General features: G+C 72.3%; 21 protein-coding genes and 2 tRNA genes. 6 read left to right on the forward strand and 17 right to left on the reverse strand.

Annotated elements, in window-relative coordinates; translation table 11 throughout:
* Positions 1-45: 45 nt before the first annotated feature.
* From ACWGH0_RS13440 to pgsA, 7 genes are all read right to left on the reverse strand, one after another.
* Entirely contained in the window at positions 46-798 is a 753-nt protein-coding gene (locus tag ACWGH0_RS13440) for a YebC/PmpR family DNA-binding transcriptional regulator (protein WP_453404308.1), read from the reverse strand.
* 63 nt (positions 799-861) lie between these two features.
* Positions 862-1,452, reverse strand: coding sequence for a pyridoxal 5'-phosphate synthase glutaminase subunit PdxT (pdxT, locus tag ACWGH0_RS13445; RefSeq protein WP_453404309.1), 591 nt, complete (start codon positions 1,450-1,452; stop codon positions 862-864).
* Between the two features lie 8 nt (positions 1,453-1,460).
* Positions 1,461-2,369: a pyridoxal 5'-phosphate synthase lyase subunit PdxS gene (gene pdxS / locus ACWGH0_RS13450; protein WP_028814108.1), complete on the reverse strand. Its 909-nt coding sequence runs from the start codon at positions 2,367-2,369 to the stop codon at positions 1,461-1,463.
* 99 nt (positions 2,370-2,468) lie between these two features.
* Entirely contained in the window at positions 2,469-3,017 is a 549-nt protein-coding gene (locus ACWGH0_RS13455) for a hypothetical protein (RefSeq protein WP_453404310.1), read from the reverse strand.
* A gap of 98 nt (positions 3,018-3,115) precedes the next feature.
* Positions 3,116-4,276, reverse strand: coding sequence for a glycosyltransferase family 4 protein (locus ACWGH0_RS13460; protein ID WP_453404311.1), 1,161 nt, complete (start codon positions 4,274-4,276; stop codon positions 3,116-3,118).
* Positions 4,273-5,184, reverse strand: a complete 912-nt coding sequence (locus tag ACWGH0_RS13465; protein WP_453404312.1) for a phosphatidylinositol mannoside acyltransferase — start codon at positions 5,182-5,184, stop codon at positions 4,273-4,275. Before ACWGH0_RS13465 ends, ACWGH0_RS13460 begins: the two co-directional genes overlap by 4 nt.
* Positions 5,181-5,840, reverse strand: a complete 660-nt coding sequence (pgsA, locus tag ACWGH0_RS13470) for a phosphatidylinositol phosphate synthase (protein ID WP_453404313.1) — start codon at positions 5,838-5,840, stop codon at positions 5,181-5,183. The genes ACWGH0_RS13465 and pgsA overlap by 4 nt, the downstream gene beginning before the upstream one ends.
* A gap of 267 nt (positions 5,841-6,107) precedes the next feature.
* On the opposite strand from pgsA, the gene ACWGH0_RS13475 reads away from it, so the two are divergent.
* Together ACWGH0_RS13475 and ACWGH0_RS13480 are read left to right on the forward strand one after the other, a co-directional pair.
* Positions 6,108-8,315 (forward strand): elongation factor G-like protein EF-G2, encoded by a 2,208-nt coding sequence (locus tag ACWGH0_RS13475; RefSeq protein WP_453404388.1) that lies wholly within the window; start codon positions 6,108-6,110, stop codon positions 8,313-8,315.
* A 183-nt stretch (positions 8,316-8,498) separates the two neighbouring features.
* The gene (locus ACWGH0_RS13480) at positions 8,499-10,166 is read left to right on the forward strand and encodes a hypothetical protein (RefSeq protein ID WP_453404314.1); all 1,668 of its coding nucleotides are present in this window, start codon (positions 8,499-8,501) and stop codon (positions 10,164-10,166) included.
* A gap of 34 nt (positions 10,167-10,200) precedes the next feature.
* On the opposite strand, the gene ACWGH0_RS13485 is transcribed toward ACWGH0_RS13480, so the two are convergent.
* From ACWGH0_RS13485 to ACWGH0_RS13500, 4 genes are all read right to left on the reverse strand, one after another.
* Positions 10,201-10,770: an HIT family protein gene (locus ACWGH0_RS13485; protein WP_453404315.1), complete on the reverse strand. Its 570-nt coding sequence runs from the start codon at positions 10,768-10,770 to the stop codon at positions 10,201-10,203.
* Between the two features lie 150 nt (positions 10,771-10,920).
* Entirely contained in the window at positions 10,921-12,897 is a 1,977-nt protein-coding gene (gene thrS, locus ACWGH0_RS13490; protein ID WP_453404316.1) for a threonine--tRNA ligase, read from the reverse strand.
* Between the two features lie 88 nt (positions 12,898-12,985).
* Positions 12,986-14,230, reverse strand: coding sequence for a hypothetical protein (locus ACWGH0_RS13495; protein WP_453404317.1), 1,245 nt, complete (start codon positions 14,228-14,230; stop codon positions 12,986-12,988).
* On the reverse strand, positions 14,230-14,796 hold the full coding sequence (locus ACWGH0_RS13500; RefSeq protein ID WP_453404318.1) for a DUF4365 domain-containing protein: 567 nt from the start codon (positions 14,794-14,796) through the stop codon (positions 14,230-14,232). Before ACWGH0_RS13500 ends, ACWGH0_RS13495 begins: the two co-directional genes overlap by 1 nt.
* 186 nt (positions 14,797-14,982) lie before the next feature.
* Here ACWGH0_RS13500 and ACWGH0_RS13505 point away from each other — a divergent pair, with 186 nt between their 5' ends.
* Positions 14,983-15,711 (forward strand): exonuclease domain-containing protein, encoded by a 729-nt coding sequence (locus ACWGH0_RS13505; protein ID WP_453404319.1) that lies wholly within the window; start codon positions 14,983-14,985, stop codon positions 15,709-15,711.
* Positions 15,712-15,780: 69 nt separating this feature from the next.
* Here the strand turns inward: ACWGH0_RS13505 and ACWGH0_RS13510 are convergent.
* Positions 15,781-15,852, reverse strand: a tRNA-Val gene (locus ACWGH0_RS13510).
* Positions 15,853-15,891: 39 nt separating this feature from the next.
* Entirely contained in the window at positions 15,892-16,338 is a 447-nt protein-coding gene (locus ACWGH0_RS13515; RefSeq protein ID WP_453404320.1) for an SRPBCC family protein, read from the reverse strand.
* 90 nt (positions 16,339-16,428) lie between these two features.
* Between ACWGH0_RS13515 and ACWGH0_RS13520 the strand changes: the two genes are divergently transcribed.
* Positions 16,429-18,960, forward strand: a complete 2,532-nt coding sequence (locus ACWGH0_RS13520) for an SCO7613 C-terminal domain-containing membrane protein (protein ID WP_453404321.1) — start codon at positions 16,429-16,431, stop codon at positions 18,958-18,960.
* Between the two features lie 92 nt (positions 18,961-19,052).
* Here the strand turns inward: ACWGH0_RS13520 and ACWGH0_RS13525 are convergent.
* Both ACWGH0_RS13525 and ACWGH0_RS13530 read right to left on the reverse strand, forming a co-directional pair.
* Positions 19,053-19,124 (reverse strand) — tRNA-Val (locus ACWGH0_RS13525).
* Positions 19,125-19,178: 54 nt separating this feature from the next.
* Positions 19,179-19,634 (reverse strand): TIGR02611 family protein, encoded by a 456-nt coding sequence (locus ACWGH0_RS13530; RefSeq protein WP_453404322.1) that lies wholly within the window; start codon positions 19,632-19,634, stop codon positions 19,179-19,181.
* A 189-nt stretch (positions 19,635-19,823) separates the two neighbouring features.
* Here ACWGH0_RS13530 and ACWGH0_RS13535 point away from each other — a divergent pair, with 189 nt between their 5' ends.
* The gene (locus tag ACWGH0_RS13535; protein ID WP_003987206.1) at positions 19,824-20,237 is read left to right on the forward strand and encodes an SsgA family sporulation/cell division regulator; all 414 of its coding nucleotides are present in this window, start codon (positions 19,824-19,826) and stop codon (positions 20,235-20,237) included.
* Between the two features lie 191 nt (positions 20,238-20,428).
* Positions 20,429-20,998: a CGNR zinc finger domain-containing protein gene (locus tag ACWGH0_RS13540; protein ID WP_453404323.1), complete on the forward strand. Its 570-nt coding sequence runs from the start codon at positions 20,429-20,431 to the stop codon at positions 20,996-20,998.
* Positions 20,999-21,044: 46 nt separating this feature from the next.
* On the opposite strand, the gene ACWGH0_RS13545 is transcribed toward ACWGH0_RS13540, so the two are convergent.
* Together ACWGH0_RS13545 and ACWGH0_RS13550 are read right to left on the reverse strand one after the other, a co-directional pair.
* The gene (locus tag ACWGH0_RS13545; RefSeq protein WP_167368049.1) at positions 21,045-21,197 is read right to left on the reverse strand and encodes a hypothetical protein; all 153 of its coding nucleotides are present in this window, start codon (positions 21,195-21,197) and stop codon (positions 21,045-21,047) included.
* A 235-nt stretch (positions 21,198-21,432) separates the two neighbouring features.
* A complete protein-coding gene (locus ACWGH0_RS13550; RefSeq protein ID WP_453404324.1) occupies positions 21,433-21,882 on the reverse strand; it encodes a hypothetical protein in 450 nt (149 codons plus the stop codon).
* Positions 21,883-21,921 lie beyond the last annotated feature (39 nt).

Below are 21,921 nucleotides of genomic sequence, written 5' to 3' on the forward strand. Positions count from 1 at the left end.
GGTGTGTCCCGTCGGCCCGCCGCTGTTTCGCGCCACTGACAAGCGTCAGGCGTCGACCTTCTCCATGACCTCGTCGGACACGTCGAAGTTGGCGAAGACGTTCTGCACGTCGTCGCTGTCCTCCAGTGCGTCGATCAGCTTGAAGATCTTCCGCGCGCCTTCCTCGTCGAGCTCGACCTGCATGGTCGGGACGAAGTTGGCGTCCGCCGAGTCGTAGTCGATGCCGGCGTCCTGGAGCGCGGTGCGGACCGCGACCAGGTCGGTGGCCTCGCTCAGGACCTCGAAGGACTCACCGAGGTCGTTGACCTCCTCGGCGCCCGCGTCGAGGACCGCGCCCAGCACGTCGTCCTCGGTCAGGTCGCCCTTGGGGACGACCACGACGCCCTTGCGGTGGAAGAGGTACGAGACGGAGCCCGGGTCGGCCATCGAACCGCCGTTGCGGGTCATGGCGACGCGGACGTCGGAGGCGGCACGGTTGCGGTTGTCGGTGAGGCACTCGATGAGCACCGCGACACCGTTGGGGCCGTAACCCTCGTACATGATGGTCTCGTAGTCGACGCCGCCCGCCTCGAGACCGCCGCCGCGCTTGACCGCGGAGTCGATGTTCTTGTTGGGGACGGAGCTCTTCTTCGCCTTCTGGATGGCGTCGAAGAGGGTCGGGTTGCCGTCGATGTCGGCGCCGCCGGTGCGGGCCGCGACCTCGATGTTCTTGATCAGCTTCGCGAAGAGCTTGCCGCGCTTGGCATCGATCACGGCCTTCTTGTGCTTCGTCGTAGCCCATTTAGAGTGGCCGGACATCCGCCTGTCTCCTTCGCGTCACCAAATTCTGCTGCGTTCGGCAGAGATCCTACCGGGATCCCGTCAGCCTACGGCGCGCACCATCTCGGTGAAGAGCCGGTGCACCCGGTGGTCGCCCGTCAGTTCGGGGTGGAACGACGTGGCGAGGGCGTTGCCCTGGCGTACCGCGACGATGTGGCCGTCGTGCTCCGCGAGCACCTCGGTCCTGGCGCCGACCGACTCCACCCAGGGGGCGCGGATGAAGACGCCCTCCACGGGGCCGTCCTCGATGCCGGCGATCTCGACCTCGGCCTCGAACGACTCGTTCTGCCGTCCGAAGGCGTTGCGGCGCACGATCATGTCGATGCCGCCGAACGTCTCCTGGCCCGAGCGCGGGTCGAGGATCTTGTCGGCCAGCATGATCAGGCCGGCGCAGGTGCCGTAGACGGGCATGCCGTCCGCGATGCGCGCGCGCAGCGGCTCCTGCATGCCGAAGAGCACGGCCAGCTTGGACATGGTGGTGGACTCGCCGCCCGGGATGACCAGGCCGTCGATCTCGGCGAGCTCCTCGGGGCGCCGGACCGGCCTGGCCGTGGCGTCCGCCACGGCCAGGGCGACCAGGTGCTCCCGCACGTCGCCCTGGAGAGCCAGGACGCCGATCACAGGGTTGCTCATGTCCGGCACTACCAGCCGCGGTTGGCGTAGCGCTCGGACTCGGGGAGGGTGTCGCAGTTGATGCCGACCATGGCCTCGCCCAGGTTCCGGGACGCGTCAGCGATGATCTTCGGGTCGTCGTAGAAGGTGGTGGCCTTCACGATCGCGGCGGCGCGGGCGGCCGGGTCGCCGGACTTGAAGATGCCGGAGCCGACGAAGACGCCCTCGGCGCCGAGCTGGCGCATCAGCGCCGCGTCGGCGGGGGTGGCCACGCCACCGGCGGAGAACAGCACGACCGGGAGCTTGCCGAGCTCGGCGACCTCCTTGACGATCTCGTACGGGGCGCGGAGCTCCTTGGCGGCGGCGTACAGCTCGTTGTTGTCGAAGCCGCGCAGCTTGGCGATCTCGTTCTTGATCTGGCGCAGGTGGCGCACGGCCTCGACGACGTTGCCGGTGCCGGCCTCGCCCTTCGAGCGGATCATGGCCGCGCCCTCGGCGATGCGGCGCAGGGCCTCGCCCAGGTTGGTGGCACCACAGACGAAGGGGGTGGTGAAGGCCCACTTGTCCGAGTGGTTGACCTCGTCGGCCGGGGTCAGGACCTCGGACTCGTCGATGTAGTCGACGCCGAGGGACTGGAGCACCTGGGCCTCGACGAAGTGGCCGATGCGGGACTTGGCCATGACGGGGATCGAGACGGCCTCGATGATCTCTTCGATCATGTTGGGGTCCGACATCCGGGCCACGCCGCCGTCCTTGCGGATGTCGGCGGGCACGCGCTCCAGCGCCATGACGGCCACGGCGCCCGCGTCCTCGGCGATCTTCGCCTGCTCGGCGTTGACGACGTCCATGATCACGCCGCCCTTGAGCTGCTCCGCCATGCCGCGCTTCACGCGTGCGGTGCCGGTCTCGGGGGCCTGGAAGTTGCTGGTGCTGGACACGGATGGACCTCACTCGGAGAAAGAAGGTTTTTGCTCTCCTAGAGAGAACCCCGGCCGACCAGTCCACCGCAAGGGCCAATGTGCAGCCGGTGGCTCGTTCTACTGGCTGCCGGGGCGGTCGGCCAGCGCCACAGGGGCCTCGTCGTCCATCTCGAAGGCCAACGGGAACGGCGCGTGGCCCGCCAGCCGGAACCAGCGCACCGTGCGGTGGCGGCGCAGCGCCCGCGCGGCGCGCACCGAGTCGTTGTGGAAGCGCCGGGCCATGGGCACGCGGCGTACGGCCGCCGCCAGCTCCCCGGTCGCGTCCTCGCCGCCGGGCGCCTCCTTGACCGCCTCGACCTGCGCGGCCTCCCCGAAAACGGCCCGCAGCGCCTGGCTGAGCTCGCTCTCCGCCACCTCCCGGTGGTCCTCCTCGGCCTGCCGGGCCGCGTGCGCGGCCTGGTACAGCAGGATCGACGCGGCGGGGTCGAGCACCCCGGAGGTGGCCAGCTCCTGGGTGACCGAGGCGCGGCGCAGCAACTGGGCGTCGAGCGCGGCGCGGGAGGCGTCGATACGGGCGTGCAGGCGGTCCAGCCGGCCCGCGGTCCAGCTGAGGTACAGCCCGATCGCGACGAGGGCTACGACGATCCAGACGAGGGTTGCGGTCACGGGCGGCAACGTTACCCGGGGCGGGCGGGGCGCCGGCCGGGACCCGGGGGCCCGCCGGCATCAGGCCGGGCCGCGCCCGCCCACCCGCCCGCCCGGAGTCAGTCCCGCGCCAGCCCGAACCGCGCCCGCAGCCCCGAGCGTTCGTCGGTGTCCACCGACGCCGCGCCGTCCGTCACCGTCTCGTACACGGACAGGATGTCGGCGGCCACCGTCGACCAGTCGAAGCGCCGTACGTGCGCCGAGCCCTTCAGCCGCAGCTCCGCGAGCCGCTCCGGGTCCGCCAGCAGCCGCACCGCCGCCGACGCCAGCGCGTCGGCGTCCTCGTTGGCGAAGAGCTCGCCCGCGGATCCCTGGTCGAGGACCTGGGCGAACGCGTCGAGGTCGCTCGCCAGTACCGCGGCGCCCGCCGACATCGCCTCGACCAGGATGATGCCGAAGCTCTCGCCGCCGGTGTTCGGAGCGACGTACAGGTCGACGCTGCGCAGCAGCCGCGCCTTGTCCTCGTCGCTGACCATGCCGAGGAACTCGACGCGCTCGCGCATCTCCTTCGGCAGGGAGGCGACCGCCTCGTCCTCGTCGCCGCGCCCCGCCACCAGCAGCCGCGCGTCCGGGCACTCGGCCAGGATCTTGGGCAGGGCGCGCATCAGGACGGGCAGGCCCTTGCGCGGCTCGTCGATGCGGCCGATGAAGCCGATCGTCCGGCCCTGCCACTGCGCCTTCGGTTCGGCCTCGGCGAAGAAGTCGACGTCGACGCCGTTCGGGATGACGACCGCGTCCCCACCGAGGTGCTCGACCAGGGTGCGCCGCGCGTACTCGCTCACCGCGATGCGGGCGCTGATCTTCTCCAGCGCCGGCTGCAGGATCGGGTACGCCGCGATCATCGCGCGGGACTTGGGGTTGGAGGTGTGGAACGTGGCGACGATCGGCCCCTGCGCGGCCCAGCACGCGAGCAGTCCGAGGGAGGGGGAGGTCGGCTCGTGGATGTGGATGACGTCGAAGGTGCCGTCGTGCAGCCAGCGCCGTACCCGGGCGGCGGAGAGGAACCCGAAGTTCAGGCGGGCGACCGAGCCGTTGTAGGGCACCGGCACGGCCCGGCCCGCGGACACGACGTACGGCGGCAGCGGCGTCTCGTCGTCGGCCGGCGCGAGGACCGACACCCCGTGACCGAGGCCGATGAGGTGCTCCGCCAGGTCCCGGATGTGGAACTGGACGCCGCCCGGCACGTCCCACGAGTACGGGCAGACAATGCCGATCTTCACGGGTTCTCCTGGCGCGGCTCGAGGTCGTCGAGCCACAGTCGTTGCAGCATGTGCCAGTCCTCGGGATGCTCGGCGATGCCGGTCGCGAAGGCGTCCGCGAGCGCCTGCGTCATGACGGACGTCTTCTCGGCCCGCGTCCCGGTCTCCGGTACGTCGACGGGCGGGTGGATGCGTACCCGCATCACCGGCGAGTCGTCGTACCAGAGGGTCACGGGCAGCAGCGCCGCCCCGGTCTGCTGCGCCAGCAGGGCCGGGCCGCCGGGCATCCGGGCCGTGTCGCCGAAGAACTTCACCTCGGTGCCCGAGGCGGACAGGTCGCGGTCGGCGACCAGGCAGACGAGGCCGCCGGCCCGGAGCCGCCGCGCCAGGGTGCCGAAGGCGCTGCCGCCCTGATGGGGCAGGACCTCCATCCCGAGGCTCTCGCGGTACGCGACGAACCGGTCGTACAGCGTCTCCGGCTTGAGGCGCTCGGCGACGGTGGTGAACGGGACGCCCAGCTCGGTGGTGACCCACGCGCCCGCCAGGTCCCAGTTGGCCAGGTGCGGCAGCGCGGCGACGACGCCCCGGCCGGCGCCCAGCGCGTCCGTCAGGTGGTGTACGTTCTCCACCTCTATTCCGGCCTTGATGCGCTCGGCGCTCCACGCGGGCAGCCGGAAGGACTCCATCCAGTAGCGCATGTACGAGCGCATGCCGGCCCTGGACAGCTCGGCGAGGCGCTCGGGACCCGCGTCGGGGACGACCCGGGCGAGGTTGGACTCCAGCCGCAGGACACTGGGGCCGCGGCGCTTCCACACGGTGTCCGCGATGGTGCGCCCCAGCGCCACGGACGCCGGTTCGGGCAGTTTCCTCACGGCGGCCCACCCGAGGCCGTACAGGCCGTCCGTCAGCCGATCCCGGGCTCCGCTCACGGTGTGGCCCCGGTCTCCGGCGCGGCGGCGTCCGCCTCGGCCGCCTCCCTGCGCACGGTCACGACGCGCTGTCCGAGCGTCACGAGGCTGCCGACGGCGACGATCCACAGCGCGAAGGGCAGCAGGACGTCGATGTGCGGCACCCCGAAGGCGTGCAGCCCGGCGAGGCCGGCGGCGACGAGCGTGATGACGAGCCGCTCGGCGCGCTCCACCAGGCCGTTCACGGCCACCGGCAGGCCGATCGACTCGCCGCGGGCCTTGGTGTAGGAGACGACCTGGCCGCTGGCGAGGCAGAAGATGGCGACCGCGCAGAGAACGTTGTCGTTCCCGCCTCCCGCGTACCAGAGCGCGATCCCGCCGAAGACCGCCGAGTCGGCGACCCGGTCGAGCGTCGAGTCGAGGAAGGCGCCCCAGCGGCTCGACACCCCGGCCTGCCGCGCCATGTTGCCGTCGACGAGGTCGGAGAAGACGAAGAGCGTGATGACGATCGTGCCCCAGAAGAACTCTCCCCGGGGGAAGAAGACCAGCGCACCCGCCATCACTCCGGCCGTGCCGATGAGCGTCACCGCGTCGGGGCTGACCCCGCGACGGAGCAGAAACGCGGCGAACGGTGTGAGGACACGCGTAAAGAATGCACGCGCGTACTTGTTCAGCATGGCCTTCCCGAGGGTCGGTGCGCCGTGCGGCCCCTATGGCCACCGGCTGGCCCATCGTAGCGACGACCGGCCCCGGGCAGTGCCGGGGCACCGCCGGGCCGTCACAGGGGCTCCTGGCGCCTGCCGGTCGCGTACTACGTATGGACGTGCCGTGGCCGGAGTGGAAAGCTCGAATGACCGCGGGCGTCACCGGTGTCGCCTCGTCACTGCGGCTCCCACATGTCCGCGCCCCCTCTCCTCACCGTGCACGAACTGGGAGGCAGGATCATGGGCGACAAGACGCACACCCACCCCGGAGCCGCCGGCAGGGCGACAGCGGCCGACCGGCCCTCGTCGATACGCAACGTCGTGCTGGTCGGCCACAGCGGATCGGGCAAGACCACCCTGACCGAGGCGCTCGCGCTGGCGACGGGAGCGGTCAACCGGGCGGGCCGGGTCGAGGACGGCGCGACCGTCTCCGACTACGACGAGATCGAGCACCGCCAGCAGCGCTCGGTACAGCTCTCGCTGGTCCCGGTCGAATGGGACGGCGTGAAGATCAACCTGATCGACACCCCCGGATACGCCGACTTCGTCGGGGAGCTGCGGGCCGGTCTGCGGGCGGCCGACGCCGCCCTCTTCGTCGTCTCCGCCGCGGACGGCGTGGACGGCTCGACCCGGATGCTGTGGGAGGAGTGCGCCGCGGTCGGCATGCCGCGCGCGATCGTCTTCACCCACCTCGAGGCGGCCAGGTCGGACTTCGACGAGATGACCCGGGTCTGCGCGCAGACGTTCGGCGGCGACGACCCCGACGCCGTACTGCCCCTGTACCTGCCGCTGTACGGGCCGCAGGGGGCGGACGGCCACGCCCCGGTCGAGGGGCTCGTCGGCCTGCTGTCGCAGCGGGTCTTCGACTACTCCTCGGGCAAGCGCGAGGAGATCGCGCCGGACGACGTGCAGCTGCCCAGGATCGAGACGGCCCGCGCCCGGCTGATCGAGGGGATCATCGCCGAGAGCGAGGACGAGACCCTCATGGACCGCTACCTCGGCGGTGAGGAGATCGACCACAAGACGCTCGTCGAGGACCTGGAGCGGGCCGTGGCGCGCGGCACCTTCCACCCGGTCCTCGCCGCCGCCCCGGCGGCCGAGGGCAACCGCGAGGGCCTCGGCACGGTAGAGCTGCTGGAGCTGATCACGGGCGGCTTCCCGACGCCGGCCGAACACGAGGCGCCCGCCGTCACCACCCCGGACGGCCGGCCGCGCCCGCCGCTCACCTGCGATCCCGAAGGGCCGCTGGCCGCAGAGGTGGTCAGGACGGCGTCCGACCCGTACGTCGGGCGGGTCAGCCTGGTACGGGTCTTCTCCGGCACGCTGCGGCCCGACGACACCGTGCACGTGTCGGGGCACGGGCTCACCGACCGGGGCCAGGACGGCCCGGACCTGCACGAGGCGGACGAGCGCGTGGGCGCCCTTTCGTCGCCCTTCGGCAAGCAGCAGCGCACCCTCAACCGCTGCATCGCGGGCGACATCGCCAGCGTCGGGAAGCTGATGCGCGCCGAGACCGGGGACACCCTGTCGGCGAAGGACGACCCGCTCCTGATGGAACCGTGGACCATGCCGGACCCGCTGCTTCCGCTGGCCGTCGAGGCCCACAGCAAGGCGGACGAGGACAAGCTGTCCCAGGGGCTCGCGCGGCTCGTCGCGGAGGACCCCACGATGCGCCTTGAGCAGAACAAGGACACCCACCAGCTGGTGCTGTGGTGCCTGGGCGAGGCCCACCGCGACGTGGCGCTCGAGCGGCTGCGCAGCCGGTACGGGGTACGGGTGGACGTCGTGCCGCACAAGGTGTCGCTGCGCGAGACGTTCGGGGCGAAGGCGTTCGGGCGCGGACGGCACGTGAAGCAGTCCGGCGGCCACGGTCAGTACGCGATCTGCGAGATCGAGGTGGAGCCGCTGCCGCCGGGGAGTGGCATCGAGTTCGTCGACAGGGTGGTGGGCGGCGCGGTGCCGCGCCAGTTCATCCCGTCGGTCGAGAAGGGCGTGCGGGCGCAGGCGGCGCGGGGCGTCGCCGCCGGCTACCCCCTCGTCGACGTACGGGTGACGCTGACCGACGGGAAGTCGCACTCGGTCGACTCCTCGGACGCGGCGTTCCAGACGGCGGGGGCGCTGGCGCTGCGCGAGGCGGCGGGGGAGGCGAGGATCCACCTGCTGGAGCCGTACGCCGAGGTGCTGGTCCTGGTGCCCGACCCGTACGTGGGGCCGGTGATGAGCGACCTGTCGGGGCGGCGGGGACGCGTGGTCGGGACCGAGCAGGCGGGGCAGGGGCGCACCCTCGTGCGGGCCGAGGTCCCGGAGATCGAGATGGAGCGGTACGCCCTGGACCTGAGGTCGGTGTCGCACGGCACCGGGCGGTTCGACCGCTCGTACGCCCGGCACGAGCCGATGCCGCCTCAACTGGCGGGCAAAATACGCGAACAGGCGGAAAGCGGTTCATAGTTTACAGGCCGCCCGTCCAATTGATCGCCGGCGGGCGGCATTTCACTGTCCCATGACGGGCAGGGTTCTCCCGGGCGGCGCCCGGCCTCGCCGGATACGCTGGACGCTCCGGGGCGCCCCCGTCCAGAAGGTGTGCGGGGCAGGGCAGTTGGGAAGAGGCCGCAGGAGCGGTTGCGTGCGGCGATGGGGGCAGCAGTGGCGGATGACGGGTTCGACTTCTCACCGGGGGCGCAGGTCCCGCTCCAGGGCGCCGCGGGCCAGACGGCCGCGACCCAGGCCCTGGCCTCGGCGGCGTACCGCGACAGCCCGGTGGCCGAGATCCTGAAGGCCAACAGCGAGTGGCACAAGTCCGAGGTGAAGAAGGGCAAGCTCTCCCTGCTCGAACCGAACCTGGGTGAGGCGTTCTCGCGCGCCGTCCAGGTCCGCATGCTCGGCGGGGCCCGCAAGGCGCTCATCCAGTCGTTCGGCACGGAGCCGCAGACGGTCGTCGAGCACTGCCTGGCGGCCACCCGCATCCGCAGGGAGCGGGACGCCAAGCTGACCGGGATCATGGCGCTCTTCGGCCTCCTCTTCCTGCCGGGGCTGCTCATCTGGCTCGCCGTCTTCCAGCTGCGCCGTACGATCGCGGGCGCCCAGGGCAAGCGCGCCGGGGCCTTCGGCACCGCCGCCCTGGTCGCGGTGGGCGGCCTGCTGCTGATCCTCTTCGTCAAGCTGCCCCTCGACGGGTTCCTGTCGATCTACCTGCGGGCCATGGTCGTCGCTCCCGTCATCGGCTGGCTGCTGGCCAAGCGGATCTGCGAGTCCACGGCCGTGGACATGCGCAACCGCTGGGAGAGCCTGCTGAGCGGCGGCGGCGTGGGCGCGAAGATCCCCGAGGCCGTACCCCGCGACCCCAACGAGTCCGCCGCCGAACAGCTGCGCCAGTCGCTCGCCAAGCTCACCGCGGAGCAGTACAGCAACTCGGTCTTCTACGCCGGCCCCAAAGGAATACTCGGCATGGGCACCCGCTGGGGCAGCTGGCAGCTCGCCGAGGAGCTCGTCCCCCGGGACGCCGGCAAGGAGATCCACGGGTTCCGCAGCTGGGACGTCATCCGCGCCATCCACGACCAGCTGCGGATGCTGGAGCGCGGCCCGCTGCACACCGGCGGCTTCCCCAAGCCCTCCGTACGGCACTGGATCGTCGCCCCGATCGGTGAGAACGCGGCCGAGGTCGCCAGGCCCGACGGACAGGACGTCGACGCGTTCCAGATCAAGGGCCACGAGATACAGCGGATCTGCAACGAGCAGCAGTTCGGCGCCGGGAACCGCCACTACCTGGGCGTGCAGTTCACCCTGTGGGACGGCCAGCTGGTGATCACCATGCTGATCACGGTCACCGTGCTGCACGAGACCCTGCGGATCGAGGTCACAGGCCACGCCCTGGGGCCGGTCCACTCGCTGTTCACCACCAAGCCCGCGGCCAAGACGGTGACGGTGAGCAAGCCGGTCAGGTTCTGGGAGACGGTCGACAAGACGCTGCCGCTCGTCGACGCCAACGAGGTGGTCCGGCTGGCGGTCCGGGCCCCGTTCACCTGGTTCCCGCCGGTCCTGGACTTCTTCGGCGGCAAGATCGTGCTGCCCGAGCCGTTCGGTCTGCGGCACGCCTGGGCGGACAAGCCCTGGCGGCACCGCTTCATGGCCGACGACGCGATGCGCGCGGCGACCCCCGTCCTGCGCGTGGTGCACGCCGCGGCGATCCGCGTACTCGACGACCACGGCGTGGACACCGAGCGCTTCACCAACCGCTCGCTGGTCCTCAGCGGCCTCGTGCAGGACGCGGCGCCGAGGAAGGCCGACGTGTACGACGCGTGACGCTCCCGGGGGCCGGCCCCGGCAGCGTCCCCGGTCAGTGCGCCGACGCCGCCGGCCAGGCGTCGGCCAGCATCGTGCGGGTGTCCCCCAGGAGCTGCGGCAGCACCTTGGTGTGCCCGACCACCGGCATGAAGTTCGTGTCCCCACCCCAGCGCGGCACCACGTGCTGGTGCAGATGGGCCGCGATGCCGGCCCCGGCGACCGCGCCCTGGTTCATCCCGATGTTGAAGCCCTGCGCCCCGGACGCCGTGCGCAGCGCCGTCATCGCGTGCTTGGTGAACGCGCCCAGTTCGGCGGTCTCGGCGTCGTCCAGTCCGGTGTAGTCGGCGACGTGGCGGTACGGGACGACCATCAGGTGGCCCCCGTTGTACGGGTAGAGGTTCAGCACCGCGTACACGTGCTCACCGCGCGCGATGACGAGGCCGTCCTCGTCGGACTTCGCCGGGATCGAGCAGAACGGGCAGCCGTCCTCGGCCCCCGGACCGGTCGGCTTGTTCTCCCCCTGGATGTACGCCATCCGGTGGGGCGTCCACAGGCGCTGGAACGCGTCCGGCGTCCCGACTCCGATCTGCTGCTCCGGCTCAATCGTCATGCTGTGCAGCATATGACCTGCTACCCGCCGAACGAGTAGCCGGGGCGAGTCCGGCTGCTTCCCGGACGCCGGCCGGTGCCGGGCCGGGCGCGTGCGCGACGGGAGCGGCCCCCGGCGAGCCGATGCTCTCCGGGGGCCGCTCCCCACCTGGGCGGACGGGCGTCAGACCTGTACGCGGCGCTCCACCACGTCGGCGAGCTTCGCCAGCGCCTCGTCGCGCGGGATCCCGTTCTCCTGGGAGCCGTCGCGGTAGCGGAAGGAGACCGTTCCGGCGTTCATGTCCTCGTCACCGACGATGATCATGAACGGGACCTTCTGCTTCTGCTGGTTGCGGATCTTCTTCTGCATCCGGTCGGAGGAGGCGTCCACCTCGACCCGCAGCCCCTTCTTCTTCGCGTCCGCCGCGAACTCCTGGAGGTACGGGATGTGGGCGTCGCCGATCGGGATGCCGACGGCCTGGACGGGAGCCAGCCACGCCGGGAACGCGCCCGCGTAGTGCTCCAGCAGGACGGCGAAGAACCGCTCGATCGAACCGAACAGCGCGCGGTGGATCATGACCGGGCGCTGCTTGGACCCGTCCGGACCGGTGTACTCCAGGTTGAAGCGCTCGGGCAGGTTGAAGTCGAGCTGGACGGTCGACATCTGCCAGGTGCGGCCGATGGCGTCCTTGCACTGGACGGAGATCTTCGGGCCGTAGAACGCGGCGCCGCCCGGGTCCGGGACCAGGGGCAGGCCCTGCTTCTCGGCGACCTGGCGCAGCGTCTCGGTGGCCTCTTCCCAGATCTCGTCCGAGCCGACGAACTTCTCCGGGTCCTTGGTGGACAGCTCCAGGTAGAAGTCGGTCAGGCCGTAGTCGCGCAGCAGGCCGAGGACGAAGGTGAGCGTACGGTCGAGCTCCTCCGCCATCTGCTCCTTGGTGCAGTAGATGTGCGCGTCGTCCTGCGTGAAGCCGCGGGCGCGGGTCAGGCCGTGCACCACACCGGACTTCTCGTACCGGTACACGGTCCCGAACTCGAAGAGGCGCAGCGGCAGTTCACGGTAGGACCGGCCCCGCGCGTCGAAGATCAGGTTGTGCATCGGGCAGTTCATGGGCTTGAGGTAGTAGTCCGTGCCCTCGTCGAGCTGCATGGGCGGGTACATGCCGTCGGCGTACCAGTCCAGGTGCCCCGAGGTCTCGAACAGCTTCCCCTTGGTGGCGTGCGGGGTGTAGACGAACTCGTACCCCTCCTCCTCGTGCCGGCGGCGCGAGTAGTCCTCCATGACCCGGCGGACGATGCCGCCCTTGGGGTGGAAGACCGCGAGGCCCGAGCCGATCTGCTCGGGAATGGAGAAGAGGTCCAGCTCGCTGCCGAGCTTGCGGTGGTCGCGCTTCTCGGCCTCGGCCAGGAACTCCAGGTGCGCCTTCAGCTCGTCCTTCGACGGCCACGCGGTGCCGTAGATGCGCTGGAGCATCGGGTTCTTCTCGCTGCCGCGCCAGTAGGCGGCGGCGTTGCGCATCAGCTTGAAGGCGGGGATGTTCCGGGTGGTCGGCAGGTGCGGACCGCGGCACAGGTCCTTCCAGCACAGGTCGCCGGTCTTGGCGTCGAGGTTGTCGTAGATGGTCAGCTCGCCGCCGCCCACCTCGACGTTCGCCCCGTCGTCCGTCGAGGCGGAGCCCTTGATGCCGATGAGCTCCAGCTTGTACGGCTCGTCCGCCAGCTCCTCGCGCGCGGCCTCGTCCGTGACGACGCGGCGCGAGAAACGCTGTCCCCGCTTCTGGATCTCCTGCATCTTCTTCTCGACGGCCTTGAGATCCTCGGGGGTGAACGGCTTCTCGACGTCGAAGTCGTAGTAGAAGCCGTCCTTGACCGGCGGTCCGATGCCGAGCTTCGCCTCGGGGAAGAGCTCCTGCACGGCCTGCGCCATGACGTGCGCGGTCGAGTGGCGCAGGATGTTCAGGCCGTCCTCGGAGGAGATGTCGACCGGCTCGATCTCCTCGCCGTCGGCGACGACGTACGCCAGGTCCTTCAGCTCGCCGGCCACGCGCGCGGCGACGACGGTGCGCTCGCCGGGGAACAGTTCGGCCGCCGTAGTGCCCGTCGTCACCACGCGCTCTTCCCGCTCGGAATCGCGTTGGACGAACACACGGACGTCTGACACCGGTCTCTCCTGACTGAGGGGGCCGCGCGAAGGTGTTGCGCGCGTAATGCCTTACTGTACCGAGCCCCCCGCCCCCACCGCGAAACGGTCAGTCCCCGCCGCACGCCTCCTCGAAAAAGTCCAGGTTCTCCTGGAGCGACTTCATCAGCCGGTCCCGCTCCGCGTCGTCCACCTGCACGGGGACCACGCTCCGCGCGTCCGTCAGCCGCCGGAAGCCGCCCCGGCTCTGCAGCCGGCCGTGGACCCTGATGGGCAGCCCGACCAGGTGCGCGTGGCCGGCTATCCGGTACGCCTCCTCGTCGAGCACCATCCGTACGTGCGGCACCTCCGCGCCGGCCAGGACGCGCAGCCGCACCGTGCCGGACCCGCGCGGGCCCGAGCGGCGCATCCGTACGACCGTGCCGGTGATCCGTACGGTGACGGACGGCTCGTCGAACGTGTACCGGGCAGCCGCGGCGCGCAGCGCCGGCAGGTCGCCCGGCGAGAACTCCACCTCCTCCGGACGCGCCGCGCACCCCTGCGGCACCCCGGCGGCCGGCGCCCACTCCAGCCCTATCCGCGCGCCCTCCGAGCCGTGCACCAGCGCGATCACCGCGTCCGTCAGCTCGCGGCTCACCCCCGCCTCCACGGCGGAGTCGAAAGCTCCCATGCCGCCCGTCGCCCGCTGAAAGTCGACGGCCTCGCGGGCGGCGTGCAGCGCGTGGTGCAGCCGTACGACGGTGGCGCGCCCCGTCTCCACCGGCACGAACGCGGTCAGCGCGCGGCCGCCGGGCGCCGGTCCCACCAGGACGCCCTCCAGGGACGCCCGGGCCTGCCGCCGGTGCCGCGCGCCGTAGTAGCCGGCCCGCCCCCGGGCGGCGAGCGCCGCCGCGAGCAGCATCTCGCGCGCCGCCGAACGCAGTTGCTCCTGCGCGGTCCACGGAGCGGCGCCCGAGGGGCTCTCCGGTACGTCGCGCCACCACCTGATCTCGTCGCTCGGCACGGCGAGCGAGACCAGCACCTCCCGGGCGGACGGCGCGGCGCACCGGGCGAGTGCCGTCAGCGCCTCGCCGAGCAGGTCGTCGCTGTCCGGGAAGGCCCTGCTCTCCGGTACGAGCAGGCTGACCGCGCCGCCGGTGGGCGCGGGCGGGGTCCAGCGCGCGTAGCGCCCCGCCGCTCCCCCGCGCCGCCGCCACCCGTGCCGGGCGAGGAGCACGGCGAGCACGGCGGGGTCGACCTGCGCCGGGTCGGGCACCTCGGAGGCGTCCCAGACGCCGGGACCCGTGGCGAATCCGCCGTCGGGCTCCGTGCTCGGGTGCGGTCGTACGGGCTCGTCGTTCGGCCGGTGCTGCATCAGGGTCTCCCTCCCGCCCCGACCCGGGTCATGATCTCGCAGAGCGCCCGGTCGTCGAATATCCGCGAGGTCGGGATCCGCACGGTGGTCCTGCGCCTGCCCGTCACCGGGTGTCCCGCCAGGTTGGTCCAGTAGCAGCAGTGCCGCAGGTCGAGCCGGTCGTGACCGGCGCGCAGCCAGTCCTCCCGCGTCCTCGGCACGAGCATCACGACGAGGATCTTGTGCACCGACACGGGGCTGCGGGCGAGCTTCTCCAGGTGCGCGTTGTCCAGCGTGAAGGAGAAGGCGCCCCCGGCCGGGTGCGGTGGGATCTGGTAGGTGCACTTGAGCTGCACCTTGATGGTGACTTCGTCGTCGACCGTGTGCTCGGGAGCGCTGTGGCTCACGTGCCAGTCGATTCCGTTGTCCGGGAACGGCTGTGAGAGAGAGCAGCCCGCGGCAGCCGCGACCGCGTGCAGGTAGCCCACCTGAAGAGTCTCCATGCAGGCGGTGGTGGCGAGTCCGCCGCGCAGCGGTGCGATCCGCTCGGGCAGCAGCCCGCCCGGTTCGGGCTGCGTGAGCGCCATGGCTGACGGTGCCTTCCGGGCTGTGCCGATCTGTTCCCCTCGACGGTCCGTCAACCTCCCGTGCCGTCACCTGTGTTGTCTCCGTTCCCGCTGCCTCGCAAACGGCGTACCGGGCAAACGTCCCGGGTATCACCGGTTCGGGCAGGGGACGCACGCCATCTGCCACGGGAGCAAGAGGAGTTCGACATGACGTGCTGGTACGAAGGGCCCCTCGCCGCGTTCGACACGGAGACGACGGGGGTGGACGTCGAGGAGGACCGCATCGTGTCCGCCGCGCTGGTCGTGCAGGACGCGCCGGGCGGGCGGGTGCGGGTGACGCGCTGGCTGGTGAATCCGGGCATCCCGGTGCCCGCCGAGGCTTCCGCGATACACGGTTTGACGGACGGTCACCTCCAGCGCAACGGCCGCTGGCCCGCGCCCGTCATGGAGGAGATAGCCAGGTGCCTCGCCGAGCAGAGCATCGCCCGCCGGCCGCTGGTGGTCATGAACGCGCCGTTCGACCTGACGCTGCTCGACCGTGAGCTGCGGCGCCACCGCGCGTCGTCGCTGACGCGCTATCTGGACAGCCGCCCGCTGTGCGTGCTGGATCCGCGCGTCCTGGACAAGCATCTGGACCGCTACCGCAAGGGCCGGCGTACGCTCACCGACCTGTGCGCGCAGTACGAGGTGGAGCTGGACGGCGCGCACGACGCGGCCGCCGACGCGACGGCCTCGCTGGAGCTCGTCCGCGCGCTCGGCCGCCGTTTCGCCGCCCGTCTGGAGCGGCTCTCCCCCGCGGAGCTGCACTCCCTCCAGGCGGTGTGGCACGCGGCCCAGGCGCGCGGCCTTCAGGCGTGGTTCGCGCGCAACGGCTCCGAGGAAACGGTCAGTACGGCCTGGCCCCTGCGCCCCGAGATCCCCGCGGCAGCCGCCTGAGCCCCCGGCGCACGGGAGGTCCGGGCACGAAAAAGCCGGTCCGTCGGTGACGGACCGGCCTTCCCCGGGTGGGCGATACTGGTTTCGAACCAGTGACCTCTTCGGTGTGAACGAAGCGCTCTCCCACTGAGCTAATCGCCCGGGAACGGACTGAACCATACAACCCCCGGCGGCTCCGGTTCAAACCGCGAGTGCGGCCGCCAGCGCGCGCCGCCCGCCGCGCATCATCAGCGCGTGGTTGGCGACCAGGAAGGGACGCCCGGGAACGGCGAGGCGGCGCACCAGCTTCTTGCGGACGTCCACTTCCTGGTCGTAGACGGCGCGGGTGCCTGCTGCCCCGTGCGGCCGCACGGTCCACCGCGCCCAGCCGTCCATGTCTCCGGTCAGGGTCACCTCCAGGACGCCGTCGCGCGGCGCCCGCCGCTTCTCGCGCACGGTGACGACCAGTTCGTACGGCAGGACGGAACGGATCCGGACGATGCCGGTGCTGTCGTCGAGGCGGGTCACCCCCCGCACCTGCGGCCACCAGCGCGGGTACGCGTCGACCTGTTCGAGGGCCGTGTAGACCTCGCCGGGAGCGGCGGGCAGGTCCCACACGCTGTGGAAGCGGTAGTGACTCCAGTCCATGCGTGGAGTCTGCCCGCCCGGCGTACTCACTCACCGATCTGAGTACCCGAACCCATGTCGCGGAGTGTGCCGCCCGCCACACTCCTGACCATGGAGAACGCGCCACCGCCCGCCGAGGAACTGGTGATCCTCGACCGCGAACTGGGCCTGCTCGACGCCCGTCGCGCCCAACTGCTGGCCCGCAGGGCCTGGCTGATCGGCGTCCTGCAGCAGGCCGCCGCCCAGCAGCGCCCCCAGCACCCGCCGCACCCCTTCCCGCCGGCCGCCCCGCGGGACGCCTCGCCGCGCGGCGCGCAGAACGTGCTGCTCACGCTCGGCGGCATCCTGCTGACGATCGCCGCCATCGCCTTCACCCTGGTCAGCTGGGGGTACCTGGGCATCGGCGGCCGCTCCGCCGTGCTGGCCGCCGTCACCGCGCTGGCACTGGCCGCGCCGGCGCTGCTGCTGCGCCGCGGGCTCGTGTCGACCGCCGAGTCGGTGGGCGCGCTCGGCCTCGCCCTCACGGTGCTCGACGCGTACGCCCTGCACCGCGTGGCGCTGCCGGGCACGGACGGTCTCGCGTACGCGGCGGGCTGCTCGGCGGCGCTCGCGGCGCTCTGGACGGCGTACGGCCTGGCCCTGGGCCGCCTGCGCCTGCCGCTGCCCGCGGCGCTGATCACCGCTCAGTTCCCCTTCGTGCTCTGGGCGACGGCGGTGGACGCGGGCGCCCTCGGCCTCACCTGGGCGCTGCTGGCGACGGCCGCGCTCGACGTCGTCGTGGCGCTGTGGGGCCCGGGGCGCGCGGTCCGGCCGACGGCGGCCGTCGCGGCCTGGCTCACGGGTACAGCGGCGCTGCTCGGCGCCGGTGCGATGTCCCTGACGGCGGCGGATCCGGCCGCCGCGCTGCGGCCGGGCGCGACACTGCTCGCGGTCGCCGCCCTGGCGGTGTTCGCCGCCTGGCGCACCGCGCCCGTGGCCCACGTGCGGGCGTCCGGCGGCGGAGCCACGGCGTCGCACGCCGGCGAGCCCGCGCCGCAGGGCCCGGCCGCCCCGCCGCGGCCGACCGCGCCGGAGCGCCCTGAGCCGGTCGCCACGCACGCCCTGATGTCCTCGGCCGTGGCCGGCCTCGCCGTGACGGCCGCCTTCGCCGGGGTTCTGCGGCCGGCCCTGCCGGACGCCTGGGCCGTGCCCGCGTACGTGCTGTGCGCGGTGGCGCTGCTGGCCGTCGTACGCCTGAGTCTGCCGCGCCCCATGGCCCTGGGGGCAGCCGGTGCGTCCGGGGCCGTGCTGGCCCTGGGGCTCCTGTGGGCGCTGCCGCCGGCCGCCGTCACGCTGCTGGGCCCGGCCGCCCGGGCCGGGCACGCGTGGTCCGGGGCGCCGGCCGGCGTCCGCGAGGCGCTGTCCCCGACGTACCCCTGGGCCGGGTCGGCCACCGCCCCGCTGGTCCTGCTGACCGTGGCCGCCGTCGCGGCGGCGGCCCACCGCGCGACCGCGCCGGGGCCCGCCTGGCGCACCCCGGCGGTCTGCGCCGCCGTGGCCCTGGCCTGGTCGGCGGCGTACACCGCCCCGGCCGCCCTGGACCTCGGCCACCCGGCGGCGCTGGTGGTCCACGCCCTGCTGACCGCCGCCCTCCTCGTACCGGCGGTGCGTCCGGCCCTGACCGGCGCGGCGGGACCCCGCGCGCCCCTGCCGCTGACCGCGCTCGCCTGCGCGCTCGCGTCGGCCTCCACCCTCTCGCTGCTGTCGCTCGCGGAACGGGGCTCGACGTTCGCCGTGCTCGGCCTCATGGCGGCGCTCTTCGGCGCCTCGGCCGTTCTCGCCCGGGGCCCGGTCGTACCGGCGGTGTCGGCCGCGGCGGCCGTCGTGTACGCCACCGGGCTGGCCGGCGCCTGCGCCGCCTCGCTTGCGCTCCCGCCGCACCGGGCCGCGCTGCTGGTCCTCACCGTGCCGGCGGTGGCCGCCGTACTCGCCGCCCGCATCCGCGGGCACGTCACCGGACTTCCCCTCGAAGTGTCGGGCGCCGCCGCCGGCCTGCTCGCGATCGGCCTCGCGGTCGGTGACGCTCCCACGCTGGCGCTGGTCCTGGCCCTGTGCGGGCTGATCGCCGCCGGCACCGCCGTACGGGCCGACCGCCGGCCCGTCGGGTACGCGGCGGCCGTCCTCCTCGTGCTGGCCACGTGGGTCCGCCTCGGCGCCTCGGACGTGGTGACGCCCGAGGCGTACACGCTGCCGGTCACCGTGCCGGCCCTGGTGATCGGCGTGCTGCGGCGGCGGCGCGACACCCGGGCGTCCTCCTGGACGGCGTACGGGCCCGGTCTCGCCGCGACCTTCCTGCCGAGCGTGATCGCGGTCTGGGGCGACCCGCACTGGCTGCGGCCGCTGCTGCTCGGGGCGGCGGCGCTGGCCGTGACGCTGACGGGCGCGCGGCACCGGCTCCAGGCGCTGCTGGTGCTCGGCTCCGCCGCCCTCGCCCTGGTCGCCCTGCACGAGCTGGCGCCGTACGTCGTCCAGGTCGTCGGCGTACTCCCCCGCTGGCTGCCGCCCGCCCTCGCCGGTCTGCTGCTGCTGGGCGTCGGGGCGACGTACGAGCAGCGGCTGCGCGACGCGCGCCGGCTGCGGGACGCCCTGGGCCGGATGCGCTGAGGGCAGGGCCGTCCCCGGCCGCGGAGCTCGCGGAGGCGGCCGGGAACGCCGAAGGCCCGGAAGACTCTCGTCTTCCGGGCCTTCGGTCCGGGTGGGCGATACTGGGTTCGAACCAGTGACCTCTTCGGTGTGAACGAAGCGCTCTCCCACTGAGCTAATCGCCCCGGCGCTCCGCAAACATTACCCCATGTCAGCGGGTCCCCCGAACCGTTTTCCGGTCACTCGTCGATGTTCCACGGCATCGCCGCGCCGAACTTCCACACGTAGATCGCAACCAGCACGGCGACGATCACCAGGCCGATCGTCGTCAGGATCATGTTGCGCCGCCGGACCCTCGGGTCGAGCGCCTTCTGCGCCGCCTCGGTGACCTTCCGCTTCGTCCAGCGCAGCACCAGCTGGGCCCAGACGAACTCGGTGGCCCAGATCGCCATGCCGCCGAAGATCACCAGCCACCCCGGTCCGGGCAGCGGCAGCATGACCACGCCCGCCGCCACGACCGCCAGGCCGATGACGAAGACCCCGACCTGCCAGCTCAGGTGCAGCGTGCGATAGCGCTTGACGACCTGCGGCGCGCGCGAGCCCAGCTCCCGCTCGCCCCCCGTCGCGCCCCCCGTGGCGGGCTCTGCGACCGCCGGGTCGGCGGCTTCCTCCCGCTCGTTACTCTCCGCATTCATGCGTCCAACCTACCGGAACTGATCGCGCGGCCGGAAAGGTCGTACTGCATCAAGTGTCACTCCGCCGTACGAGGTACCTGAAGAGCCGCAAAAAGGTCAGAGGGGTTTACAACGACACCGTAGGTGGCATGTCGATTTCGCCGACGTGCGAATCCCCGAGCGCACACTGAGCGAAAGGCCCTGGCGCTTATGAACACCACGGTCAGCTGCGAGCTGCACCTGCGCCTCGTAGTGTCGAGCGAGTCATCACTGCCTGTACCCGCGGGCCTGCGGTATGACACGGCCGATCCCTACGCCGTGCATGCCACCTTCCACACCGGAGCCGAGGAAACCGTCGAGTGGGTGTTCGCCCGCGATCTCCTCGCCGAGGGCCTGCACCGGCCCACCGGAACCGGAGACGTCAGAGTCTGGCCGTCCCGCAGTCACGGCCAGGGCGTCGTCTGCATCGCCCTGAGCTCCCCCGAAGGAGAGGCCCTGCTCGAAGCCCCGGCGCGGGCCCTGGAATCGTTCCTGAAGCGGACGGACGCCGCGGTCCCACCGGGCACCGAGCACCGCCACTTCGATCTCGACACGGAACTCTCACACATCCTGGCGGAGAACTGAGCCAGGCCGAGAGCCACCCAGCGCCGTCCGACTCGGGGCGACGGCGAGGGGCGGACAACTGCATACGGCACACGCCGGCGCCGTCTCCGCGGATTCCACCGCGGGGACGGCGCCGGTGCGCTCCCGGCGCGAGCCGCTAAAGTCGACCGGCATCTGCGGGCGCCCGCCCGCAGCAGGCCAGGGAGCGAATCGTGCTGATCCCCCACGACACCCGGCGCGCGCTCGACGTCGTCGTCGAACTGGTGAACACCGCGCCGGAGAGCGACCAGAGCGAGCGCGGCGACGACCGGCTCGCCGACATCGAGGCGCTGTACGGCTTCGTACGGCTCCACCAGTTCAGCGACGTGGGAACGCTCACGGAGGCGGACCTGGGGGCCGTACGGGATGTGCGAGGCCGCTTCGCGGAGGTGTTCGCGGCGCAGGACCCCCGCACCTGCGCCGAACTCATCAACCAGCTCGTGGCGGCGGCCGGCACCACGCCCCGGCTCACCGACCACGACGGCTTCGACTGGCACGTGCACTACTTCGCCCCGGGCGCCTCGGTCGCCGACCACCTCGCGGCGGACTGCGGGATGGCGCTGGCCTTCCTCGTGGTCTCGGGCGAGCAGGAGCGGCTGCGCCGCTGCGAGGCGCCGGACTGCCGGCGGGCCTTCGTCGACCTGTCGCGCAACCGGTCCCGCCGCTACTGCGACAGCCGCACCTGCGGGAACCGGCTGCACGTGGCGGCGTACCGGGCCCGGCGCAGGGAAGCGGCGGGCTGACGCGCCGGACGCGGGTGCGCACCGGGACACCCCGGCCGGCCCCGTCTCACAGCAGGAAGAGGTCGTGCATCGCGGCCATCAGGAGCAGGAAGCCGATCACCCCGAGGAAGATCATCAGGGGTGGCTGGGAGAGCGCGAAGAGGCAGCCGCGCGGTTCTTCGGTGGGTGCGGGGGCTTCGCCCCGGGATGTGTCGAGCATCTCGGGCCGATGATGACGCAGGCCGGCCACCCCCGACGACCAACACGCCCACCCTGACCAGCAGTTCGCCGGTTCTTGGCCATACGCGATCCGCTGGTGATCACTTCGGTGTCCGAGTTGCAGCTTTGCCTTCACACGCCGCGGAACCACAAGCCGCGGAACCGCCCGTACGCGCCGCGCCCCCACGAAGCCGCGGTCCGAAACGCGCCGCCGCCGGCCGGATGCCGCGCCGCCGTCAGATGCCGTGCTTCTTCAGAATGGCCTCGATGTCGCTGAAGTCGTCGCCCCGGCCCTTCGCCGCCGCGGGCGGAGGCTGCTGCTGCCGTGCGGCCGACGGGGTCCCCGCGCCGAGCGACGGCGCCGCGGCCTGCGGGGCGACCGCCTCACGCCGCGCCGCACGCGCGGCCCTGCGTTCCTTGCGGGTGCCGCCGGCGCGGCGCTCGGCCGCCCTGGCCGCCGTGAAGAGCAGCCAGGACAGGGCCAGCACGCCGAACCCGAGCCAGACCTGCGGTTTGAAGGCGATGCCCGAAAGCCACTCGACAACGCCGGTCATCACCAGGCCCACCGGCACGAGCGCGTACGCGGCGATGCGCGTCGCGGCGAGGAAGCGCTTGCGGTACGCGGTGATCGCGGCGATGCCCAGACCGGCCGCGGACACAGCGGAACAGACGGTCTCTGCCAGCATCCGGTCCTCCAACCCCAGGGTGTGCGTTCCCCTCCATCC

This window comes from Streptomyces sp. NPDC054887, assembly GCF_053610585.1.